Source organism: Parasphingorhabdus sp. (genome assembly GCF_048269915.1).
GTDB lineage: Bacteria > Pseudomonadota > Alphaproteobacteria > Sphingomonadales > Sphingomonadaceae > Parasphingorhabdus.
On sequence record NZ_JBLWTY010000003.1, the window covers coordinates 89,625 to 109,958 of the forward strand.

Here is a 20,334-nt window from a genome sequence, read left to right on the forward strand (position 1 = left end):
TTTCGGTCAGGGCGCTGATTTCACTCTCAACCTGCTCGCTGTCGTTCGCAAGCAGGAGCATGTCCATCATATATCGCCGGCGATCAGAAGCTAGCGTATTTCCAGCCTATAACTTCATCTGCTGCTTCATCGTTTTCTGCGTGGTATCACCATAGGGAGGCAGAAAACCGGCGATTTTGGCGACGTTGATCTTCGGCTGGCGATATACTGCCTTGGCATGGCTGAATTCCTTGAATCCGTCCGGACCGGTATAAGCACCCATGCCCGACGGACCGACGCCGCCGAACGGCAGATCATGTTGTGCAATATGGAAAATCACATCATTAACCGTCACACCGCCAGATATGGTCTTGTCCAATATTCTGCGCTTGTCGCTTTCGGTATCGCCAAAATAATAAAGGCCCAGCGGTCGGTCATGATCATTCACATAGTCAATCACATCGTCCAGATTACGATAGGTTTTGACGGGCAATATCGGACCAAAAATTTCTTCCTGCATCACCCGCATATCGTCGTTGACATTCTGCAGCACGGTCAGCGGCATCTTGTTGCTGTTGGTATTGGAAAAATCCTCGTCACCGGGATTGACCACGGTCTGTTTCGCGCCTTTCTGAACGGCATCGTCAATCAGGTCCTGCAGTCGTTCCTTGTGCCGGGCATTGATCACCGAGGTATAGTCATCATTGGCGATCAAGGTCGGATATTGCTCAGCCACATTTGATTTGATGCCCTCGACAACCACCGCTTCCTTGTCCTCCGGTACCATCAGATAATCAGGCGCGAGGCAGATTTGTCCTGCGTTCATCATCTTGCCCATGGCGATGCGCTGGGTCGATTTCTGGATATCGGCGTCAGGACCAATGATCGTAGGGGATTTGCCGCCCAGCTCCAGCGTCACCGGCGTCAGGTTTTTCGCCGCTGCCGCCATCACGTGCTTGGCGATCCCGCCGCCTCCGGTGAAAATCAGGTGATCCCAAGGGATTTCCGAGAAGGCTTTTCCGGTTTCCGGACCGCCGGTGATCACCAGCATCTCTTCCGGAGCGAAATATTCGGCGACCAATTTCTTGCATAATTCGCCGGTTTCCGGAGTAAATTCGGAGAATTTGATGATGACGCGGTTGCCCGCACCAAAGGCACCAATAGCGGGGTCAAAGGCAAGATTGATCGGGAAATTCCAAGGGGCAATAACGCCAACAACGCCCTTGGGCTGATATTCGACCTGACCGCTTGCACCGAGCAGGCCGAGCGGAAAGTCCATCTTGCGCTTTTCCGGGCGCATCCATTTCTTCAGGTTTTTCTTATGATCCCTGGCATGCCCAACAACCGACATCAGATCGGTCATAACGGTTTGCACGGAGCTTCGATGACCAAAATCATTGGAAACCGCTTCGCATAGCGCGTCCTTATGATCGATGATCATTTGCGCGGTCCGGTTGATCCGGTCCATGCGGGTTTGATAGCTCACCGGCAATTCGGCATGAAAGGCTTTGCGCTGTGCTTCGAAAAGCCTCAAGATTTCGTCTTTGCTGACTTCCCCAGCTGCTGCTTCCAATGCTTCCATATCCGCTCTCCAAAGGGCGGAGCTCTAATGCCCCGTCACAATCCATTTCAATTGACCACTTAAACGGACTTTTGGCAGCTTGTCGAGGACGAACAGGTTATTGTTGCAAAGCGTCAATAGCTTCGGCTGTGGCAACCACTTGCTCGGCTTGTCTGAGATGAAGAATTTCTGTCATTTTCCCATCCACGACAATCACGCCTTTGCCAGCGTTGATCGGGTCCTTGAACGCGGCGATAATGGCTTGGGCCTCGGCCAGTGCACCGGCATCCGGGGCAAAAGTCTGGTTGGCCGTATCAATTTGCGCCGGATGGATCAGGCTTTTGCCATCAAATCCGAGCTTTTTGGCTTTGAGGCATTCCCGTTCGAGGCCGTCAGGATCGTTGAAGTCATTATAGACACTGTCGATAATATTGAGGTCGTAAGCGCGTGCGGCGATAACCGCCTGGGTCATGACGGAGCCAAAATTGGACCGATCAAGATCTGCGCGCATTTCTTTCGCCAGATCATTGAATCCCATGACAAAAGTGGTCAGTCGTTTCTGCGGACCAAGAGCAGCGATTTCCGCCAGATTTAAAATGGCTCGCGGCATTTCGATCATGGCCCAAATTTTGGTGTGAGGCCTCGCATCGCTATCTTCCATGAAATGGGTAATCTGGATGATATCTTCGGCGCTTAGAATTTTCGGCACCAACACCGCATCCGCCTGGCTGACGCAGGCCTGTTTGAGATCCTGAGCAAACCAGGGCGTCTCCATTCCATTGATCCGCACGACCAGTTCGCGGTTGCCATATTCACCGGACTTCAGTGCCGCGCAGGCCTGTTGGCGGGCATCCTCCTTGGCATCCGGCGCAACCGCATCCTCAAGATCGAAAATAATCGTGTCCGCGGCCAGGGTCTTTGCCTTTTCCAGCGCGCGCGGGTTGGAAGCGGGCATGTAGAGGCAAGAGCGGCGCGGGCGTGTGCTTGTCATGATTTCCTCATAGCATTGCCTCGGGTTCCCACAAGACTTGCCGGAACATATGCAAAGATAAACTGGACGTTGCGTTGCATTTAATGATGTGGATTCAAGCCAGTTAAGAAATTTTCAATAACCCGCTGTTAACCAAATATTTCAGCTCATTTTAGCTTTTCATTATTGCCGGATTGTCGTGGAGTGAATTACGTGAAACCGTTGACGATGGACGCATTTCAAACATCGGGAAGAGCTACCGGTCTCGCTGCTTTCGGACTGTTAGCTTTATTGCCTATCGCCGCAGTTCTTATTCCATGGGACTTCGGGTCGATAGAAAACAAGTATCGACAGCTTATGTCGGGTCATTCACTATCGACTATTCTGATCGAACTCTTGATATTCATAGCGTTTTTCAAGAACGAGAATCTGATATCGGATTTTGTCAAGCAAGCCAATTGGTGCGACAAAATGGTCGGGATGGCTTTTTTGTCAGCGGTTTTATATTCGTTCTTCTTTGTATCCGTTTCGAAACCATTGTTCATTCTTGGTTTTCTCGCGCTGCTTGTCCATTTTCTTTTTACGATCAGTCTTTTTAAAAATGTGGATAGTGACGATCGACAAGCGCAAAAATACTTTTGGGTTCTTCTTGGAGTCTCTGTGATTGTCTATTCCATGCTTTGGGCTGTGGATTTTCTTATCCACCCTCCCACCGAAATGGATTGGATCGATCGAGTGCCAGGCGTCACAAACATACGTTGGGCGGGTTTTTTCTGGCTATCCATTTTTGCTTCAGGATTGGCACTAGTTAAATCCTCAGGATTGAAGCTCTCTTTTCCGGGCGTAATTTTTGGTGCTTTTGGGCTGACAATGACACTATGGACTGGAACCAGGGGTTCGTTTTTGGCGATTGTTTTCGGTGCAGCAGTTGCAGTCTTCCTAGCTCCCGGTTACCGGAAGTCGATACTGAAATATTGTATTGTTAGCGCTGTTATTGCAATTTTGGTCAATCTCTACGCACCAGTACCTCATCCAGAATATGGCATGGGCCGTATCGCGTCTAGGATGCAGCCCAGTGAAGCTGTGGACCTAGGCGAGAGTGGCAGGATGACATTATGGAAACAGACAGCTGAACTTGTTCGAGCTCATCCGTTTGTTGGTCATGGAATTGATCAGTTCCAAAAAATGGGGCCGAGGGACACGCTTGGCTTCAAGGCCCCCCATAGCTTTCCAATGCAGCTATTTTTCTCGCTGGGTATCGTAGGCGTGCTAGCATTTATATATGGAATATGGCGATTTTTGGGACGCTACAGGCTGGAAGTGCGAAACCCCAGTCAAGTCGCGGCAGTTACATTCTTTTCGGCCGGTTGCTTATATTCGATTTATGATAATTTTGCATATTATCCATACTCAATTGCGATTTTCACGGTCTCAGTGTTCATGCTGTTCAAACTACGTACCCGACCCAGCATGTCATCTTCCTGATTCATAGAATTCTAAACATTGAGTCGTGTGAAACTAAGCTATTGATACGCCTGTATATATCCGCTCAGGTGGAAAAATTTTCTAGCTCGCCAACCTCAATTCGCCAGCCGCGTCCCGGTTATCCGGCTGATCCGGCCAGATTCCTCGTGTATCATAAACCACCTTGTCCGCGCGTTCATCAAGCGGGATCGACTTAAACATATCATGATCCGTGAGCGTGATCATGATCGGGCAGGACTCCAGCGCTTGGTCGATATCGATTAGTTCAGCGCCAGTGCCGTCAAACGCAACCGGCAGTTCGCTAACGTAAGGCTCGACGATCTTGACGCGCGGTCCATAGCGATTTGCCAGCTTGGCGGCGATTTTAAGGGCGGGGCTTTCACGAAAATCGTCGATATTGGCTTTAAAAGCCAGCCCAAAGCAGGCGATGGGAACTCCGGGAAACTCATCAACGAGCAGCGATGCCTGTTCCAGTACATGGCCGGTTTTTCCGTCATTCACATCGCGGGCGATACGGATAAGCGGTGACTGCTTCGGGGCGCTGTGGATGATGAACCAGGGATCTACAGCAATACAATGACCACCAACGCCCGGTCCCGGTTGAAGGATATTGACCCGCGGATGCCGGTTGGCGAGGCGGATCACTTCCCAGACGTCAAGGTTCATATGATCGGCGATGATCGAAAGTTCGTTGGCAAAGGCAATGTTGACATCACGATAGCTATTCTCGACCAATTTGGTCATTTCCGCTGCACGTGCGGATGTGGTAACCAATTCTCCGCGGACAAAACGCCGATAAAAGCCGAGCGCCTTTCGTGCACAACGCGGTGTGATGCCGCCGATGCTACGGTCGTTCTGGATCAGTTCCTCGAGGATTCTCCCTGGCAGAACGCGCTCCGGGCAATAAGCTATGGCGATGTCGGGAATGTCATTCGTCATGCCTGGAATTTTAAGGTCAGGGCGCAGCTGCGCGATCAAATTCCGCATCTTCTCTGTTGTTCCAACCGGAGAAGTAGATTCAAGGATAATCGTGTCGCCGGGTTTCAGCGCGGCGGCAATATTGGTCGCGGCTTCCATGATGAAACTGGTATCGGGCACGTGATTTTCGCCGCACGGGGTCGGGACAGCGATCACAAAAACATCTGAGGTTTCAACCGTCAATGACGCCCGCAGCGTGCCACGGGAGACAACGCCCTGCACCAAGCCGTCAAGATCCACTTCCTCGATATGAATTTTGCCGGAATTTATGGTTTCGACAACCTTTTCATCAATGTCTATACCGAGTACCGGACTGCCCGATCGAGCGATCACAGCTGCGGTTGGGAGGCCGATATACCCCAATCCCATAACGCACACGCTTGGTTTTTCTTCCGATAACATATGAGAAACCACTCCCCGGGGCGCCGTTGCAGCGCGATTTTCGTCCGGAGAAGCTAGCCAATCATTGTAAATATTTAGGTAATATCAGGCGAGACCCGCAAATATTCAGGTGGGCAGGCTCTTTTCGATGATATCGGCAATCCGGTGGCTGGCCTGTCCATCACCATAGGGATTGTGCGCGCGCGCCATAGCAAGATAGTAATCCTCATTGTTCAGAAGCTTTGTGACTTCCGCCAAGATTCTGCTTGTGTCTGTTCCGACGAGTTTCGCGGTTCCCGCTTCAATTCCTTCGGGCCGTTCGGTGGTGTCCCGCATCACAAGCACAGGTTTGCCAAGCGCGGGCGCTTCTTCCTGAACCCCGCCGCTATCGGTCAGCACGAAGTTGCATTGTGTCAGCAAGCTCACGAAATTGGGATAGTCGAGCGGCTCGATCATTGCGACATTATCGAGGCCACCCAATGCGTCTTGCATGATCGCCCGTATTCTCGGGTTGAGATGAACGGGGAAAATTAGAGCGACATCGTCCCGCTGTGCGATGGTGCGCAGTGCGGTGGCAATATCGGTCAACCCGTCATCGAGATTTTCCCGACGATGGCTGGTCACACCGATAATTTTTCGGCCGTCAAATTTTGAATAAATTTTCAGAAGATTTTCATCCAACTTATTTGAGTTGCTGATTTTAGCACTTGTTGCCAAAAGCGCATCAATCACCGTATTTCCGGTGATATGAATTTGGTCCGCAGCTATATTCTCTTTTCTGAGCGCCTCCGCTGCAGTTTGAGTTGGCGCGAAATGCTGATCTGCGATGGTGCCGATAATCTTGCGGTTAACTTCTTCCGGCCATGGGTGATAGATATTATGGCTGCGGAGTCCGGCCTCGACGTGACTCACAGGAATCTTTCGATAATAGGCCGCCAGGGCACCGCACATGGCAGTCGCTGTATCTCCCTGAACGACGACCCGCTGGGGCTTGGTATTGTCCAGTATTTTGCCAATGCCGGTCAATAGTCGGCTGGTAAGGTCATCAAGGCTCTGGTTGGCCTGCATCAGGTCGAGATCGAAATCCGGCTTGATACTAGCAATATTCAGTACCTGGTCGAGCATTTCTCGGTGCTGTGCGGTTACGCAGGACAATGGTTCGAGGCCGTGGCGCGATGCCAGGGCCTGGATGACCGGAAATAGCTTGATTGCTTCTGGCCTTGTGCCAAAAATTGTCAGAACTTTCGGTTTTTTTCCTATCTGCGCGGTCATTCCTACAACTTAGACTCGTTTGGCTAAAATTTGCATAATAATATCTTTGAGAAAAATCGTTGACCAAGGCAAATTGCTAGCCCAAGCGGACCACCATGGATTGGTCTGAAGTCAAAAACTGGCTGGAACTGTCAACGGGGCTGGATCGTAATTCCCTGCATATCTATGCAGGTGTAGCGGTGCAGGTCATGGCAGCACTTCTTCTCCGTCGCTCGTTAGCTAGTACAATTCCCTGGTTTCTTGTGGCTCTGGTGGCATTCGCCAATGAATATTATGACCATGGCACCGCTCCGGAACAATTGCAGGGCAGCAGCGCATTTTACGACGACGCGTTCAAGGATATTTGGAATACCCTGCTGTTACCATCATTAGTGTTGGTAATTGCCCGATTCTGGCCGAGCTTGTTGACCGGTAGGACTGGAAAGTCGGATAAAACAAGGTCCGATAAATTAATGGCGGTAAAAAAGGGGGCTGATAAAATCGGGACAGCCGTCCGCTCAGGCTAGTCTTCATTCTCGAGCTTCTGCGCGATTTTTTTTACATCTTGCGAAAGCCCACGGGGCAGAATCATAACGTTGTTTTCATGGGTGACTATGATCAGATTCTCTATACCAAGCACGGCGATTTCAAGTTCGTGACTGTGGATCAGATTATTGCGTGAATCTACCGCCTCGGCCTTTCCGAATATGACATTTGAATGTTCATTTTTGTGGCAAATCTCGAACAGAGAATCCCAGCTACCGACATCTGACCAGCCTGGGTTGACCGGTGTTAGCGCGACCTTTTCGGCTTTTTCCAATATCGCATAGTCGACGGAATCAGATGGTGACGAAGCAAAGGTGTCGGCGTCAGGATAATATAACTTATTCGCCGTCCGCTTTCCATCCATGGCGGATCTGCAGGCGTTGAGCATCTCCGGCGCATGTTTTTCCAGTGCCGCCAAATAGGCGTCGGCGCGGAACAGGAATATTCCGGCATTCCAGAGATAGCCTCCTTCCGCTAGCATTTGTGTGGCATCTTTCTCATTCGGTTTTTCGACAAATCTTTTCGCCGACAGACTTCTGGCGCTTCCCACAATTGGATCGGCTTGTTGGATATAGCCGTAAGCTGTCGCCGGTTCCGTGGGCTCAATTCCAAATGTTACCAGCCAACGCGATTGTGCCACTGAAACGGATTCCTCAACGGCCTTCTGGAATGCCCTGACATTTTTGATCATATGATCGCTGGGCATTACCAGGAGTAAATCCGTCGGGTTTTCGGCGGCCAGCGCAGCTAGTGCAATAGCAGGCGCGGTACTGCGAGCGCATGGTTCGAGAATTATCGCACCCGGTGACGCACCCACTTCCTCCATTTGTTCGGTCATGATTTCGGTATGGCGGGATGAGCCAATGATGATGGGTTTTTGATAGAGACTCTCATCCGCACAGCGCTGAAGTGTCAGCTGAAACATGCTTTGCGGACCGAGGAGTGCAAGGAATTGCTTGGGTTTCTCCGGCGTCGAAAGCGGCCACAATCGAGTCCCGGAACCGCCCGATAAAATGACCGGCGTAATTTTCGTTTGTTGCGTGATGGCCATTATCTCACGACATCGTGCAGGCGATTAGCGACTTTATGTTCGTTGAAAGATCGATATCGGACAGCCGTGGACAAATTCCACATTCTCCGGCTTTGATCGATTTTCCGCGAACTGTGACAGCCCCTTCCAGGGTTATGACCTGCCATTCCTTGCTAGCAGTCTGCGAAAGCACGTCGTCGTCGGTGCCGACGATCTGGAATAGCCTAAATGGCGAGCCAAGCGAGAGTGCGGCCGAGCGATCGGCCGGAATCTCATCCCAGTTTTTCATGTCATAGGGGGACAGTTTGGCTACCGCGAGCGCTTCTTCCAGGTGGAGTTCGCGGGGCCGACCATAATCGTAAAGGCGATATGTAATATCGACGTTCCGCTGAATTTCGACGAGGGAAACGCCCGCGCCGACGGCATGAATCGTTCCCGCAGGCACATAATAAAAGTCACCCGCCTTGGCTGGCTTCCAATCGACAAGTTGTTCGATTTCCCCCAATATTGCAGCGGTTTTCAGCTTGGTGGCGCTGACGGTCTTCTTTAGTCCGAGACCCAGAACGGCGCCTGGTTCTGCATCCACGATATACCAGCATTCTTCCTTGCCATGAGGAAACCCGATTCTGCGGGCCTGCCGATCATTGGGGTGCACCTGAATGGACAGCTTTTCACTGGTGAAAAGATATTTGGTCATCAGTTGAGACGTTATACCCTTCGGCGCTTCGAACCAGATTTCGCCAATTTTCTTTCCGCTGCTGCCGTCAAAAATATCAGGCAAGACTTCCTGACCCCACGGTTTTTCGACGAATTTCCTCTTCAGCTTCATGATCTGGGTTTGGCGCTCACTGGTTTCGGCCGACGCTCGTATATACCAGACTTGTTTGCGCGACTTCTGATGGATTGTAAATGTTCCGCAAGTCAACCAGCACATTGCCTGTCATGATTTGCGCAAGTTTTTTCAGATCCAAGGCACGAAATGCATCCCACTCGGTCACGATAACCACTGCATCTGCTCCTTTTGCCGCATCGTAACTGCTGTCTGCCATTGTGACGGCGGGCATGATTTCTTTCGCCAGTGTCATGCCCTCTGGATCATAAGCTGTCACTTCCGCTCCACCGTCGATCAATGTCTGCGCTATGGCAATTGAGGGAGCGTCTCTCATGTCATCGGTATTGGGTTTGAATGTCAGGCCCAGCAACGTGACCTTTTTTCCGCGGACGTCACCATCGAGAGCTTGGATGACCTTGCGGCCCATGGCGCGTTTGCGCTGGTCATTTACCTGTACGACCGCTTCGACGATACGAACGGGACTATCATTGTCCTGGGCTGTTTTCATTAAAGCCAAAGTGTCTTTCGGAAAGCAGCTGCCACCATATCCGGGGCCAGCGTGCAGAAACTTCGACCCGATCCTGTTATCCAGACCGATCCCCCGGGAAACTTCCTGGACGTTGGCGCCTACTTTTTCACAAAGATCCGCGATTTCATTGATGAATGTGATCTTCGTAGCGAGAAAGGCATTGGCAGCATATTTGGTCAATTCCGCAGTGCGTCGTCCCGTGAATAATATTGGCGATGCGTTAAGGAAAAGCGGGCGGTAAATCTCGCTCATTACATCTTTCGCCCAATCATCCTCTGTTCCGATAACGATGCGGTCCGGGCGTTTGAAATCACGGATAGCAGCGCCCTCGCGCAAAAATTCGGGATTGGATACTACCGAAAATCGATCACGCGGCTGCTTTTTCTCAAGAATATGTTCAACTTCATCGCCGGTTCCAACGGGAACGGTCGACTTGGTTATGATGACGGTAGGCTTGGTAATGGCATCCGCGATTTCTTCACTGGCTGCGTAAACATAACTCAGATCCGCATGGCCATCGCCTCTGCGCGAGGGGGTCCCGACGGCGATGAAAATCGCATCACATTCCTTTATGGAATCGGCCAGATTCGTCGAAAAAGATAGGCGTTGCGCATCAACATTGCGTTTTACCAGCTCCGCAAGCCCCGGTTCGTAAATCGGCATGATATTCTGGTTCAGATTCGATATCTTGGTCTCGTCTTTGTCGACACACACCACATCATGGCCGAAGTCGGCGAAGCACGCTCCAGAAACCAAGCCGACATAGCCGGACCCTATCATTGCAAGTTTCATTTTATTCCTTCGAACATTTAGTGTCTCACCATGCAAAATCAGGTGACTTTTGACCCGTTCCCTATCAATTGGTCAGGTTCGCTGCAATGAGACTATGTCCATATGCCTTTTGCAACCAATTTTGCACAGACATCATCAGATAATAATCTACACGACAACCATTTCAATTTTGCCTTTGTCAAATCATGAAAACGACGAATTAAACAGCGATTTTAAAGTACTTGGCCAAATCGATTATGATCTGTAAATATCTCCTCCGGCGTCGCAGCTTTGAAAATCGAAAGCGAGCTTTGAGAGTTAAATGATCGAAACTATCACGTCCGTTATCACCTCTGCGCTAGAAAAAATCGCCCAGCTAGCCCGTTGGAAAAAAAAGGCAATTGTTGTCCTGCTCGACATTATGTTGTGCGTGCAGTCGATCTGGATCGCCTATTCGCTTCGTATCGGCGTTTGGGTGTTATGGGATATTGCTGTTCAGAAGATGGTGTTGATTTGTCTGCTGACGATGATCCCTGTTTTTGCCCTGAGTGGGGTTTATCGTGCGATCTTCCGCTATGCTGGCACCGGGATGATGAAAACATTGGCCCGTTCCTTCGCAATATATACTGTCGTGGTTGCGTTTATATTTGTCGTTGTGGGAATGGCGGGAGTGCCCCGAACCATAGGAATCATACAGCCGGCAGTGTTTTTCATTCTGGTTGGTTTTGCGCGGGTGGCGGCTCGATATTTAATGGTCGATATTCTCGGCAGAAACCGGTTTGATGGCGAAGTCAAAAATGTTCTAATTTATGGGGCGGGCAGTGCCGGGCAACAGCTCGCCGCCTCGATGCGGTCCGAACCCGCTATGCGATTATGCGGATATGTTGACGACGACCGGCGTTTAAACGGCCAAAGATTGGATGGAGACAAGGTTTTCTGGAGTAAGGATCTGCCGGAACTGATCAAGAAACAGCAGATCACCGATATACTTTTGGCCTTGCCAAGAATTAACCGCAAGAAACGCCGAAAAATCGTGGATCAAATCCGCGAGTTCAAGGTGCATGTTCAGACCTTGCCGAATATGCAGGAAATAATCTCTGGAAAAATCGCATTTAGCGATATTCGGGAACTTGAAATTGAGGATCTGCTTGGGCGGGAACCGGTTTTGCCGAATGAGCTGCTGTTCGGAAGGACGATCGTCGGCAAGACGGTATTGGTCACCGGAGCCGGCGGATCGATCGGGAGCGAGCTTTGTCGACAGATTGCAAAATCGGGCGCGCGTTGTCTGGTTTTGTTAGATCTGTCCGAATATTCTCTTTACGAAATTGAAAAAGAACTGAAAAATTTCTTGGCCAGCGATAGTTCGGCGGAGTTGGAATTGATTCCGGTTCTGGGATCAGTGGCTAGTCTTGACAGGCTGGATGAACTTTTCTCACGGTGGAAACCGGATACCGTGTTTCATGCGGCTGCATATAAACATGTGCCGCTAGTAGAAGCCAATCCAATAGAGGGAATTCGAAACAACATACTGGGTACCCAGAGGCTCGCTGAGGCGGCTCAGGCGGCTCAGGTGAAGGACTTTATTCTGATCAGCACCGATAAAGCGGTGCGCCCTACCAACGTCATGGGGGCATCCAAGCGAGCGGCTGAACAGGTGATCCAAAATCTCGCCGATACTTCGAGTGTGACCCGGTTTTCCATGGTTCGATTTGGCAATGTCCTTGGTTCTAGCGGTTCCGTGGTTCCCCTGTTCCGCAAGCAGATCGAGCAAGGTGGTCCAATCACCCTTACCCACCGTAATGTTACGCGCTATTTTATGACAATACCGGAGGCTGCCCAGCTGGTAATTCAAGCGGCAGGCATGGCAAAGGGTGGCGAAGTCTTTGTGCTTGATATGGGGAAATCCGTAAAGATTCTGGATCTCGCAGAAACCATGGTTCGGTTGTCAGGACTCACTATTCGCAATGAAGTCAACCCAGATGGCGATATAGAGATCGTCGAGGTCGGACTGCGTGCGGGTGAAAAACTTTATGAAGAATTGATCATCGGGAATGATCCGCAAGCCACTCAGCACCCCCGTATCATGAAGGCCCACGAATCCTATCTTTCATCTGACGTGCTTGATGAGCTGATTGCTGGCCTTGCGGATTGCCGCGATCCGCAAGTCGCGGTCACATTGCTGAAATCGCTGGTACCGGAATTTGTGCACGGTAGAGACAATATAAAATTGGATAAAGCTTCTTGATTTCTGCGCTTCTTGCGGAGCGGCAGCGGGATATTTTTAACAAATTTTCAGATATTGAGTATCCCAAACGGGACAATTTTATTTTGGACATCATGTCCAATTTCGGCTCGGCCCAAATATGCGATGGCATTGGCCTGCGACCACCGCTGGGTGATGGCTTCCGGGTCTTCGCCAAAGGGCCGGTCATTTTCAGGAATATCGCTGACGTTGCCCAATTTAATGCCCGACAGACCATGATCTGCCAAATTACTGCAGAGGTGAAACATTGCACGATCAAATGCGTATAGATATTCTGATATCTCTTCAACGATGAGAATGTGATCCCGTAAATCCGGCATCAGGTTCGTGCCTGTCATCATGGCGAGAGTCATCAAGTTGAATGCGACGTGTTTTATTCCGGTGATCAGGCCCGATTCCAGCGTCTCTGGCTGCTTTTTTACCATCCAGTCCATAGCTCTCCGGACAGCGATATTCCCGCCTGGTCTGCTGATGTCTGCCGGCATGGGGCCATGAGCCACCTTGCCAATGCCTGCTCGATAGAGCGCTGCGAGCAGATTGCCCGCATCGCTATATCCTAGATATGTCTTGCGGCTGGCGTGGCTGTGCAGTCGGCTGATCGCTGACTCCGCTATGCGCGCAGCACCATAACCGCCGCGTGCAAACCATATGGCATCAATGCTTGGGTCATTGGCCAAAGCGACGAAGCTATCGGTCCGTTGTTCATCGCTGCCGGCAAAATGACCCTGCTCGAAGAAGCACTGCTCCACGAATATCAGTTCGGCTTGAGGGTGAGTCTCGGCTGCTAGCGCAATGACGCGGTCGGCGTTTTCCCGTGTGAAGGGGGTTGACGGCGCACAAATGCCGATGCGGAATGATGAGGAGATGGAAATTGTTCCTTGCGCCATTGCCAAATAGATAGAGAAGCAATAGCGCGATAAAATGAGTGATGACAAATCCTATTATTTTTGCGGTATCGGTGGTTCCGGAATGTTGCCCTTGGCGATGATCGTCAAAGCGGCAGGTGCACGTGTTTCAGGATCGGATCGAGCGCTTGATCAAGGGCGATTGGCGGATAAGTTCCGATGGTTGCAAGATCGGGGAATTGACCTGTTTCAGCAGGATGGCAGCGGTTTGACGGACAGTAGCCAGATTTTGATTGCTTCGGCAGCAATTGAAGACAGCGTACCAGACGTTGCGCGAGCCATTGAACTGGGTTGCAAACGAATGACCCGGGCCGAACTGCTGGCAGAGCATTTCAATGAAGTTGCGCACAGCATAGCGGTTGGTGGAACCAGCGGAAAATCTACCGTCACCGGAATGGTCGGCTGGATATTGACCGAAGCTGGTTATGATCCGACGATCATGAACGGTGCGGTGATGAAAAACTTTGTCGACGTTGATGCTCCTTTCGCGAGTTCCCGCGTCGGGGCGGGCACGCTTATGGTGAGCGAGGTTGACGAAAGCGATGGCTCAATCGCCTTGTTCAATCCTGATATAGCGGTGCTCAATAATGTCAGCCTGGACCATAAAAGCCTCGAAGAACTGAGAATATTATTCGGAGATTTCATCGCCAAATCGCGGCACGCGATTTGGAATTTTGATGATGCAGAATCACGCTCGCTTGTGGGTTCACGCAATGCGGTCAAAACGAGCAGTTTCGGATTCTCCCTGGGTGCCGATTATCAGGCCTTGCAGGTTCATGAAGAATCTTTCGGTAGCACATTTGTGATGCGCATCGGCAAGTCAGATTATCAGGTAACCCTGCAAGTACCTGGCAAGCATAATATTGCCAATGCTCTGGCTGCCATTGCGACCACTTGCGCAATGGGCGTACCGGTCGAGCACGCAATCCGGGCCATTGGGGCGTTCCAGGGGCTGGCCCGCCGGTTTGATATCGTGGGAATGGCGAACGACATAACGGTGATTGACGATTTTGGACATAATCCCGACAAAATTGCTGCGACCCTGCGGACGTTGAAGGCCTTTTCCGGACGCGTGATAGCTTTTTTCCAGCCCCATGGATTTGGACCGATAAAAAAAATGGGTGCGGAGCTCGCGGCGGTGTTTGCCGAAAATCTCGACGATAAGGATCGCGTTATTTTATGCGATCCCGTTTATTTTGGCGGTACTGTCGATCGATCTCTTGGTAGCGATTCCATTGTCGAGGCGATTCGAGCGGCTGGGGGTACTGCCGAGCATATCTCGGCAAGGGCAGATTGCGGCGACAGAATAGTAGAGATCGCAAAATCCGGTGATCGCATCGTCATCATGGGTGCGCGTGATGACACGCTGCATATATTTGCGCATTCCATATTGGCTGCGGTCGCCGATAAACAGCCCGCTCATTAGTCGATCAGGCAAGCGCTTTATAACATCGTGCCAGTCGCCTACGAGGCGATGCCGGAATCATGTGGGCCAAAAGCGGGGCAGAGCCCGGGATAAATAGTCCGGAGATGAATGATTGCTTGGCAGCTATTGACTGACAGCTTGCATTGGTTTATCTTTTCTGCAGTTAGCGTCGCGCTCTCTACATACGTGATTTTACGGGCAAATAATTGCCGATAGCTACATTTGTGGTGCGTAAACGTCTGTCTGACGGGCCTGTTATAGCAAGGATATCGTTAACGATTCTGAATAAAGGGTTAATCGTCTCAATCGATTATTGACCTCATCAGAAAAAAACCTCCTTAATACAATGCTTTAAAATCTTGCAACCGTAACACACTGTAACATTATCCGTGTCTTACTGCCTTTTTTCGTCATGCTGCGACATGAACGATGGGCAAGTGGGGCAATTCGGCTTGTCCCTGTGGTAACCCAATTAAGCGCCACGGTTGTCCCGGCATCGGTCCGATATTCTGGTCAATATCTAGCCGACTGATCCTGATGGAGCGAATGGGATAGCAATCCTATTTGCTCCATCATTCGGACAGAAGCCCGAGAGTCTTCCTCTTGCACAGTAGTTGTAGGATGCGTGATGCGGTCAGAGAGTATGATATTATGGGAAGAGACGGCCGATTTCTTGCGGTCCTTTCGTGGTGCCATCATCACGTTACTATCCACCACAACTGCTGCAACTACTATGGCCGTCAGCATTTTGCCGGCTGTTGCTTATGAAGCATCGGAAGCCGATCCAGCAGGGCAGGCTAAAACCAGCTTAATCGACGATGAGATCATAGTCTCATATCGCGCTTCGCTTCGTGATTGCGAATGCCGCCTGATAGAATCGCTGTAATCAGGCAACCACTAAGGAAAAATTATGCAGTCACCCAATGCCAAATATGAAGCTCCTCGGTTATATGAAGACGGTCGGCGCGAGCGCAAGAGATCATATTCTGGCGCTCTGCCCTGGATTTGTGCCGCGACCTTCTTTGCCGTTTCGCTGCCGACATCTGCGGAGGCAGGCCAGAGTGAAAATATCGCCATTGCATTGTCCAACAGCATTGCTGGGAGCCCGGCTGGCCGGGGCGATGCGGCTCACGCTGTTCCAGGCGCCATTGTCGACTTTTCCGTGAGTGTCACAGGTCCCACAGCCGGAGGTTCTCCCGCGACATCCTTTGCACTTGTGGATATGGTCCCCAAGCATCTTTCTCTGTTCGTTGGTGACCTGGGGCGGGATGGTACGGGTCCGGCCTTGTTCAAGGACAATGACAGCGGTTTGGAATTTAGCTTCGGCGGCTTGACCGACTCCGAGGATTCGGTTGAATTTTCCAGCAATGATGGCAAAACCTTCGACTATGTTCCCGTGGCTGATCATGATGGTTTTGATCACAATGTCACGCATATTAAGCTCCATCCGTACGGTGCTTTGCTGCCTGCCAGTGGAAAACATGAACGGTTTTCCTTGCGCTATAGAATGAAGGTTAAGTAGATGACGAACATGATCGAATCTGATGCGCATTCGGATCCGGCACCTGAAGGTGTTCAGGCAGATGATGACCGGAGGAAGCAGGACCGGCATATCGCGATGCTTCGCCTTGCGAAAATCAAGACTGAATCGGGGGAAGGCTGGGGTTTCATAAAGAACCTCTCCGCCACCGGTATGATGATTGAAGTGCACCCCGATTTTGAATTGAGCAATGATGTTTCTGCTCTTCTGACTGAGGAGCAGGAACTGACCGGTACGGTGAGATGGCGCAAGAACGCCTTGGCGGGAGTCGAGTTTCACGAGCCTATTGATGTCTCGAAGGTCCTGGCTAAACCTAATGAGACTAAGGTCGGACGGATCGCACGACTGCCCCGCATCGAGATGCAGCATCCGATCAACCTCTATCAGGGATCGAAACTGATCCATGCGGATATTTGTGACATTTCGCCTGCAGGCATATGTGTCAGTACAAATTTTCAGTTTGAGATCGGGAAGAACTTGCGCCTGTCGGTGCCGGATTTGTTGGACATCAGTGGTACTGTGCGCTGGCAATCAGGCAACCGCGTCGGGATCATATTCTCCCAGAGGCTACCGCTCGACGACATCATGGTCTGGTTATCCACTTTCTATCGGACTACAAAAATGGAAACAGACGAACTTGCCGCTTTGAATAAGAGTGGCAATGATGGCGCCACGGATCGCGCAGCAGATTCTTTACCTTATCATATCATCGGGCATGATGACTTGGGAAAAGAGATACTGATCGATACAATGGATTCTGCGGCCGAAGCCCTGATCCAGTTCAAAGCCACCTCGAAATTCTTCTACAGGGTTAGTATAAGAAATGCTGACAATGTAGAGCTTTCAATCGGGACAATTGTGCTGCGCGCCTTTGATGAAGAACGGGCGGCCTCTAAATCACAATTGAGCTGAACCACAGCACTGCCGGGAAGGGCGAGGGTCGCTACTCTTCGGACTATCCGGGTGGTTGCTTCAATAATCCGCTGCCGCTTGCCTGATTTGAGCTGCGGTTTCAATTGCATTTTGTGGCTTATCTAGGCACTCGAGTGCTTGTTCAACCGTCGACAAATTCAACGCGGCGCAGGCTCGGACAGACTTGATCTCAAAGCGCATCCGACAGTTTCGCCGGAGCTTGACGGCTAGATCAGTTGGGTCACGGCCCGCGCGTTTTAGGCGTTGGCATCATTGCGGTGAACCAGCCAATCGGCAGCAATTTCAGGGTAGCAGAATTAATATTGCCTGTTTTTAATTTTATCTTTGCAGTTTGTGCCCAAATCCGGATTTGATGGTTTGAATGATTTTGATCTTGTACTATGTTACAGTGCGTTACAAAGATTTTTGGGGTCAATTTTGAACCCATGAAACATCGCTGTTTATAGGATGATCCACTGAACGACAATAATCTACCGATGGATGACACAACCACTCTGCAATTGTGTCTGGAACGTGATCGATTGTTGAGTGATCCTGAATTTTCTCGCTCGCCGAGCATGTGCAAACTTTTGCGATTTCTGGTGGATTATAGACTGTCGGAAAACAGTGTCCCATTAAAAAGCTATACGATTGCTACGGATGCGCTCGGTCGCAATGCGGATTTTGATCCACAGAGCGATAGCTACCCGCGCGTCCAGATGGGGCGCCTCCGGAGAATGCTTGACAATTTTTACTTGCGGAAGGGAGGCGAAAATCGCCTGTCTCTAGCCCTGAACAAGTATGAGCTCATACTGGAACCCAATATAGAGAGCGTCGAGAGTCAGGACGGCCTGATCGGAATAAGCAGCGATTCAGCCTCTGAAAATCAACCACCGTCAACGCCCGCTGAATCGGGTGCACAACCGCTGCCTCGATCGTTCAAACACTATGCTATTCTCTTCGGAATCTTTGTCTTGCTGGCATTGACCGGCATTTCGGGATATTTTCTTTCGGCCGAGCCGGAGGCCGACGCAATTGCTTATCCCCGTGTGGTCCTGGATTTTCCGACACAGGGAGGTAGTGAACGCACAACCGAACTTACCGAAACGATCGAAAACCAGCTGGTTCGCGGCTTGAACGGGTTTGGCAGTATCCGGATATTTGATGCACAGTCCAATCCGCCCGAAAATTCAGGCTATATTGTCCGGCTGCGGTTTTTGGAGGCCGCTGCAGATTTGATAGAGCTACGCTTGCTTGATGGGAGCAGCGGCGAGATTTTGTGGTCGCAGGAACTGAGTACGAGAAATCAAGAGGCTCTGAAACTGGAGTTGGACAAAGCCATTGTCGCGCTTGCCAGCAACTATGGGAAAATTGCCCAAACAGAAATGTCAAAGGCGGAGAATAATTATTCCGCTGGATATCCCTGTCTGATTCAGTTCGATCTATATGTCCGCTATCGCGAACCGGAGAAACTCGAGCCGATACGCAAATGTCTGCAAACATCGGTGAAGCGCTTTCCCAATGATGCCCATCTGCTGAGTGTGTTTGCCTTCTTTCAGAATCTGGAGCAACGCCCCGGCAGTCAATCAAAAACCGGGGCTTCGGGCATGGATTTTGCCCGGCAGGCTGAGGTGCTCGATCACAATAGCGCTGCGGTTAATTTTGCAGTGTCGCAATCTGCATTTTTGGCAGGGGACTGTGCGACGGGTTTGGCATGGGGAAAGAAGGCGCTGGAATTAAACCCCTTGAATTCCCGGATATCCGGATATCTCGGTCTCTATATGATTGGCTGCAAATATCCCGGCGGCGAGAGATATGCAGCTCGCGCTCTTGAACTGGATCCCAACGCTGATTTGACGATCGCCGCCGTCGTAGCATTCCAGATGCTGAAACGCGGGGAAGCGGAAGCGGCGCGCGAATTGTCTCTGGAATATATGGCCTCGTCCCCACGAGACGAGCCAGCGCTTCAGCTGACCTATATTCTGTCATCAGCGATTTTAAATGACAGAAAAGAGGCGCAACGGGCGTGGAAAACTCTGGCCGCCCATTTTGGGTTGCCCGAAAGCAGTCCTCCACGTGAAGTGCTCGGTCAATGGATTGTTAGCCCAAATCTGATCCATGAAATTATGGAAATATTTGATCGAACGGGAATGTTCGACAAATAGAACTGGAAGCGCGGTTCATTTGGTCAAGGGGCATGGCTCCGGGTTCATGTTATGTGATCCCGGATGTGATTTTTCCGCGTGAATCCATTCAAAGCGAACATCTTCGCCCATGCTTCAGTCAATGATTAGAACAGTAAATCTTCGGCGACGCCCCTTGTAAATTCTTGTCACGCAAAAACAGGTCGGTTTTATGCTTTCAATTTGTTAAGTCTATTGTCGCACGAAACGGTTAATCATCGCGTGGGATATTAATTCCTGTCGAAAAACAAGGATATAAAGGCAAATATGATATCAGACGATTTTTTTTATACTCTCGCTTTGGTATTAATAGCGACCATTGTATTTCTTGTTTTCCGGTTGCGGCAGTTGCGAGCAACCCTGGTGGACGCCGAAACAGAACGGGATCGTCTCAAGCTGACGCTTGAGATTTCAGAAGATGTTGGTCGCTTTGGATCCTGGCATGTGGATGCCAAGACAAATGCCGTAGAATGGTCAGACTATATCTTCGACATGCATGAGCGTCGTCATTCGCTGGGACAGCCGCAACTCGAAACCGCGGTGGAATATTATCATCCGGACGACCGGCCTATGGTTCAAGCCGCTGTTGCGCGCGCGATGGAAGAAGGGGAGGACTTTGAATTTCGGGCCCGGATAATTACCGAAAATGGACTGGAGTTGCCGGTGCTCGCGCGCGGAACTTGTCAGATTGGTGCGACTGGCGAGGTTTTGGGTATTTTTGGTTGTTTCGTTGATCTGAGTACACCCGAAGATCGGAAATTCATATAAGCCGAAGCATATAAATTCTAACTT

The 20,334-nt window shown here is 50.6% G+C and carries 16 protein-coding genes; 8 read left to right on the plus strand and 8 right to left on the minus strand.

Annotated features, from left to right (window positions below; translation table 11 throughout):
- Nucleotides 1-106 precede the first annotated feature (106 nt).
- On the minus strand, nt 107-1,561 hold the full coding sequence (locus ACN0WX_RS08960) for a coniferyl aldehyde dehydrogenase (RefSeq protein ID WP_417621971.1): 1,455 nt from the start codon (nt 1,559-1,561) through the stop codon (nt 107-109).
- Between the two features lie 97 nt (nt 1,562-1,658).
- The gene (locus ACN0WX_RS08965) at nt 1,659-2,531 is read right to left on the minus strand and encodes an HpcH/HpaI aldolase/citrate lyase family protein (RefSeq protein WP_417621972.1); all 873 of its coding nucleotides are present in this window, start codon (nt 2,529-2,531) and stop codon (nt 1,659-1,661) included.
- Nucleotides 2,532-2,723: 192 nt separating this feature from the next.
- Between ACN0WX_RS08965 and ACN0WX_RS08970 the strand changes: the two genes are divergently transcribed.
- Nucleotides 2,724-3,995: an O-antigen ligase family protein gene (locus ACN0WX_RS08970; RefSeq protein WP_417621973.1), complete on the plus strand. Its 1,272-nt coding sequence runs from the start codon at nt 2,724-2,726 to the stop codon at nt 3,993-3,995.
- A gap of 81 nt (nt 3,996-4,076) precedes the next feature.
- Here the strand turns inward: ACN0WX_RS08970 and wecC are convergent, their stop codons facing one another.
- Both wecC and wecB read right to left on the minus strand, forming a co-directional pair.
- On the minus strand, nt 4,077-5,375 hold the full coding sequence (wecC, locus tag ACN0WX_RS08975) for a UDP-N-acetyl-D-mannosamine dehydrogenase (RefSeq protein ID WP_417621974.1): 1,299 nt from the start codon (nt 5,373-5,375) through the stop codon (nt 4,077-4,079).
- Nucleotides 5,376-5,480: 105 nt separating this feature from the next.
- Complete coding sequence (gene wecB / locus ACN0WX_RS08980) at nt 5,481-6,626, minus strand: non-hydrolyzing UDP-N-acetylglucosamine 2-epimerase (RefSeq protein WP_417621975.1); 1,146 nt, start codon at nt 6,624-6,626, stop codon at nt 5,481-5,483.
- Between the two features lie 95 nt (nt 6,627-6,721).
- Between wecB and ACN0WX_RS08985 the strand changes: the two genes are divergently transcribed.
- A complete protein-coding gene (locus tag ACN0WX_RS08985) occupies nt 6,722-7,132 on the plus strand; it encodes a hypothetical protein (protein WP_417621976.1) in 411 nt (136 codons plus the stop codon).
- Here ACN0WX_RS08985 and ACN0WX_RS08990 read toward each other — a convergent pair.
- Genes ACN0WX_RS08990 through ACN0WX_RS09000 form a run of 3 tightly spaced genes read right to left on the minus strand, consistent with a single transcriptional unit; the run spans nt 7,129 to nt 10,334 of the window.
- On the minus strand, nt 7,129-8,202 hold the full coding sequence (locus ACN0WX_RS08990) for a mannose-1-phosphate guanylyltransferase/mannose-6-phosphate isomerase (RefSeq protein ID WP_417621977.1): 1,074 nt from the start codon (nt 8,200-8,202) through the stop codon (nt 7,129-7,131). The genes ACN0WX_RS08985 and ACN0WX_RS08990 overlap by 4 nt on opposite strands.
- Before the next feature lie 4 nt (nt 8,203-8,206).
- Nucleotides 8,207-9,010, minus strand: a complete 804-nt coding sequence (locus ACN0WX_RS08995) for a class I mannose-6-phosphate isomerase (protein ID WP_417621978.1) — start codon at nt 9,008-9,010, stop codon at nt 8,207-8,209.
- A 16-nt stretch (nt 9,011-9,026) separates the two neighbouring features.
- Nucleotides 9,027-10,334: a UDP-glucose dehydrogenase family protein gene (locus ACN0WX_RS09000; RefSeq protein WP_417621979.1), complete on the minus strand. Its 1,308-nt coding sequence runs from the start codon at nt 10,332-10,334 to the stop codon at nt 9,027-9,029.
- A gap of 301 nt (nt 10,335-10,635) precedes the next feature.
- Here ACN0WX_RS09000 and ACN0WX_RS09005 point away from each other — a divergent pair, with 301 nt between their 5' ends.
- The gene (locus ACN0WX_RS09005) at nt 10,636-12,558 is read left to right on the plus strand and encodes a polysaccharide biosynthesis protein (protein WP_417621980.1); all 1,923 of its coding nucleotides are present in this window, start codon (nt 10,636-10,638) and stop codon (nt 12,556-12,558) included.
- 47 nt (nt 12,559-12,605) lie between these two features.
- Here the strand turns inward: ACN0WX_RS09005 and ACN0WX_RS09010 are convergent, their stop codons facing one another.
- Nucleotides 12,606-13,463 (minus strand): LD-carboxypeptidase, encoded by an 858-nt coding sequence (locus ACN0WX_RS09010; RefSeq protein ID WP_417621981.1) that lies wholly within the window; start codon nt 13,461-13,463, stop codon nt 12,606-12,608.
- Between the two features lie 34 nt (nt 13,464-13,497).
- Here ACN0WX_RS09010 and ACN0WX_RS09015 point away from each other — a divergent pair, with 34 nt between their 5' ends.
- From ACN0WX_RS09015 to ACN0WX_RS09035, 5 genes are all read left to right on the plus strand, one after another.
- Nucleotides 13,498-14,907 carry a Mur ligase family protein gene (locus tag ACN0WX_RS09015; protein ID WP_417621982.1) on the plus strand — a complete coding sequence of 470 codons (1,410 nt, stop codon included), beginning with the start codon at nt 13,498-13,500 and terminating at the stop codon, nt 14,905-14,907.
- A gap of 910 nt (nt 14,908-15,817) precedes the next feature.
- On the plus strand, nt 15,818-16,429 hold the full coding sequence (locus tag ACN0WX_RS09020; RefSeq protein ID WP_417621983.1) for a hypothetical protein: 612 nt from the start codon (nt 15,818-15,820) through the stop codon (nt 16,427-16,429).
- A gap of 9 nt (nt 16,430-16,438) precedes the next feature.
- Nucleotides 16,439-17,359 (plus strand): PilZ domain-containing protein, encoded by a 921-nt coding sequence (locus tag ACN0WX_RS09025; RefSeq protein WP_417621984.1) that lies wholly within the window; start codon nt 16,439-16,441, stop codon nt 17,357-17,359.
- 974 nt (nt 17,360-18,333) lie between these two features.
- A complete protein-coding gene (locus ACN0WX_RS09030; protein ID WP_417621985.1) occupies nt 18,334-19,524 on the plus strand; it encodes a tetratricopeptide repeat protein in 1,191 nt (396 codons plus the stop codon).
- 381 nt (nt 19,525-19,905) lie between these two features.
- Nucleotides 19,906-20,310, plus strand: coding sequence for a PAS domain-containing protein (locus ACN0WX_RS09035; RefSeq protein WP_417621986.1), 405 nt, complete (start codon nt 19,906-19,908; stop codon nt 20,308-20,310).
- Nucleotides 20,311-20,334: the final 24 nt, after the last annotated feature.

Excerpts from the sequence above, each read along its gene's own strand:
- ACN0WX_RS08960 (WP_417621971.1), bottom strand. The coding sequence starts at position 1,561 with ATGGAAGCATTGGAAGCAGCAGCTGGGGAAGTCAGCAAAGACGAAATC.
- ACN0WX_RS08965 (WP_417621972.1), bottom strand. The coding sequence starts at position 2,531 with ATGACAAGCACACGCCCGCGCCGCTCTTGCCTCTACATGCCCGCTTCC.
- wecC (WP_417621974.1), bottom strand. The coding sequence starts at position 5,375 with ATGTTATCGGAAGAAAAACCAAGCGTGTGCGTTATGGGATTGGGGTAT.
- wecB (WP_417621975.1), bottom strand. The coding sequence starts at position 6,626 with ATGACCGCGCAGATAGGAAAAAAACCGAAAGTTCTGACAATTTTTGGC.
- ACN0WX_RS08985 (WP_417621976.1), top strand. The coding sequence starts at position 6,722 with ATGGATTGGTCTGAAGTCAAAAACTGGCTGGAACTGTCAACGGGGCTG.
- ACN0WX_RS08990 (WP_417621977.1), bottom strand. The coding sequence starts at position 8,202 with ATGGCCATCACGCAACAAACGAAAATTACGCCGGTCATTTTATCGGGC.
- ACN0WX_RS08995 (WP_417621978.1), bottom strand. The coding sequence starts at position 9,010 with ATGAAGCTGAAGAGGAAATTCGTCGAAAAACCGTGGGGTCAGGAAGTC.
- ACN0WX_RS09000 (WP_417621979.1), bottom strand. The coding sequence starts at position 10,334 with ATGAAACTTGCAATGATAGGGTCCGGCTATGTCGGCTTGGTTTCTGGA.
- ACN0WX_RS09005 (WP_417621980.1), top strand. The coding sequence starts at position 10,636 with ATGATCGAAACTATCACGTCCGTTATCACCTCTGCGCTAGAAAAAATC.
- ACN0WX_RS09010 (WP_417621981.1), bottom strand. The coding sequence starts at position 13,463 with ATGGCGCAAGGAACAATTTCCATCTCCTCATCATTCCGCATCGGCATT.
- ACN0WX_RS09015 (WP_417621982.1), top strand. The coding sequence starts at position 13,498 with ATGAGTGATGACAAATCCTATTATTTTTGCGGTATCGGTGGTTCCGGA.
- ACN0WX_RS09020 (WP_417621983.1), top strand. The coding sequence starts at position 15,818 with ATGCAGTCACCCAATGCCAAATATGAAGCTCCTCGGTTATATGAAGAC.
- ACN0WX_RS09025 (WP_417621984.1), top strand. The coding sequence starts at position 16,439 with ATGATCGAATCTGATGCGCATTCGGATCCGGCACCTGAAGGTGTTCAG.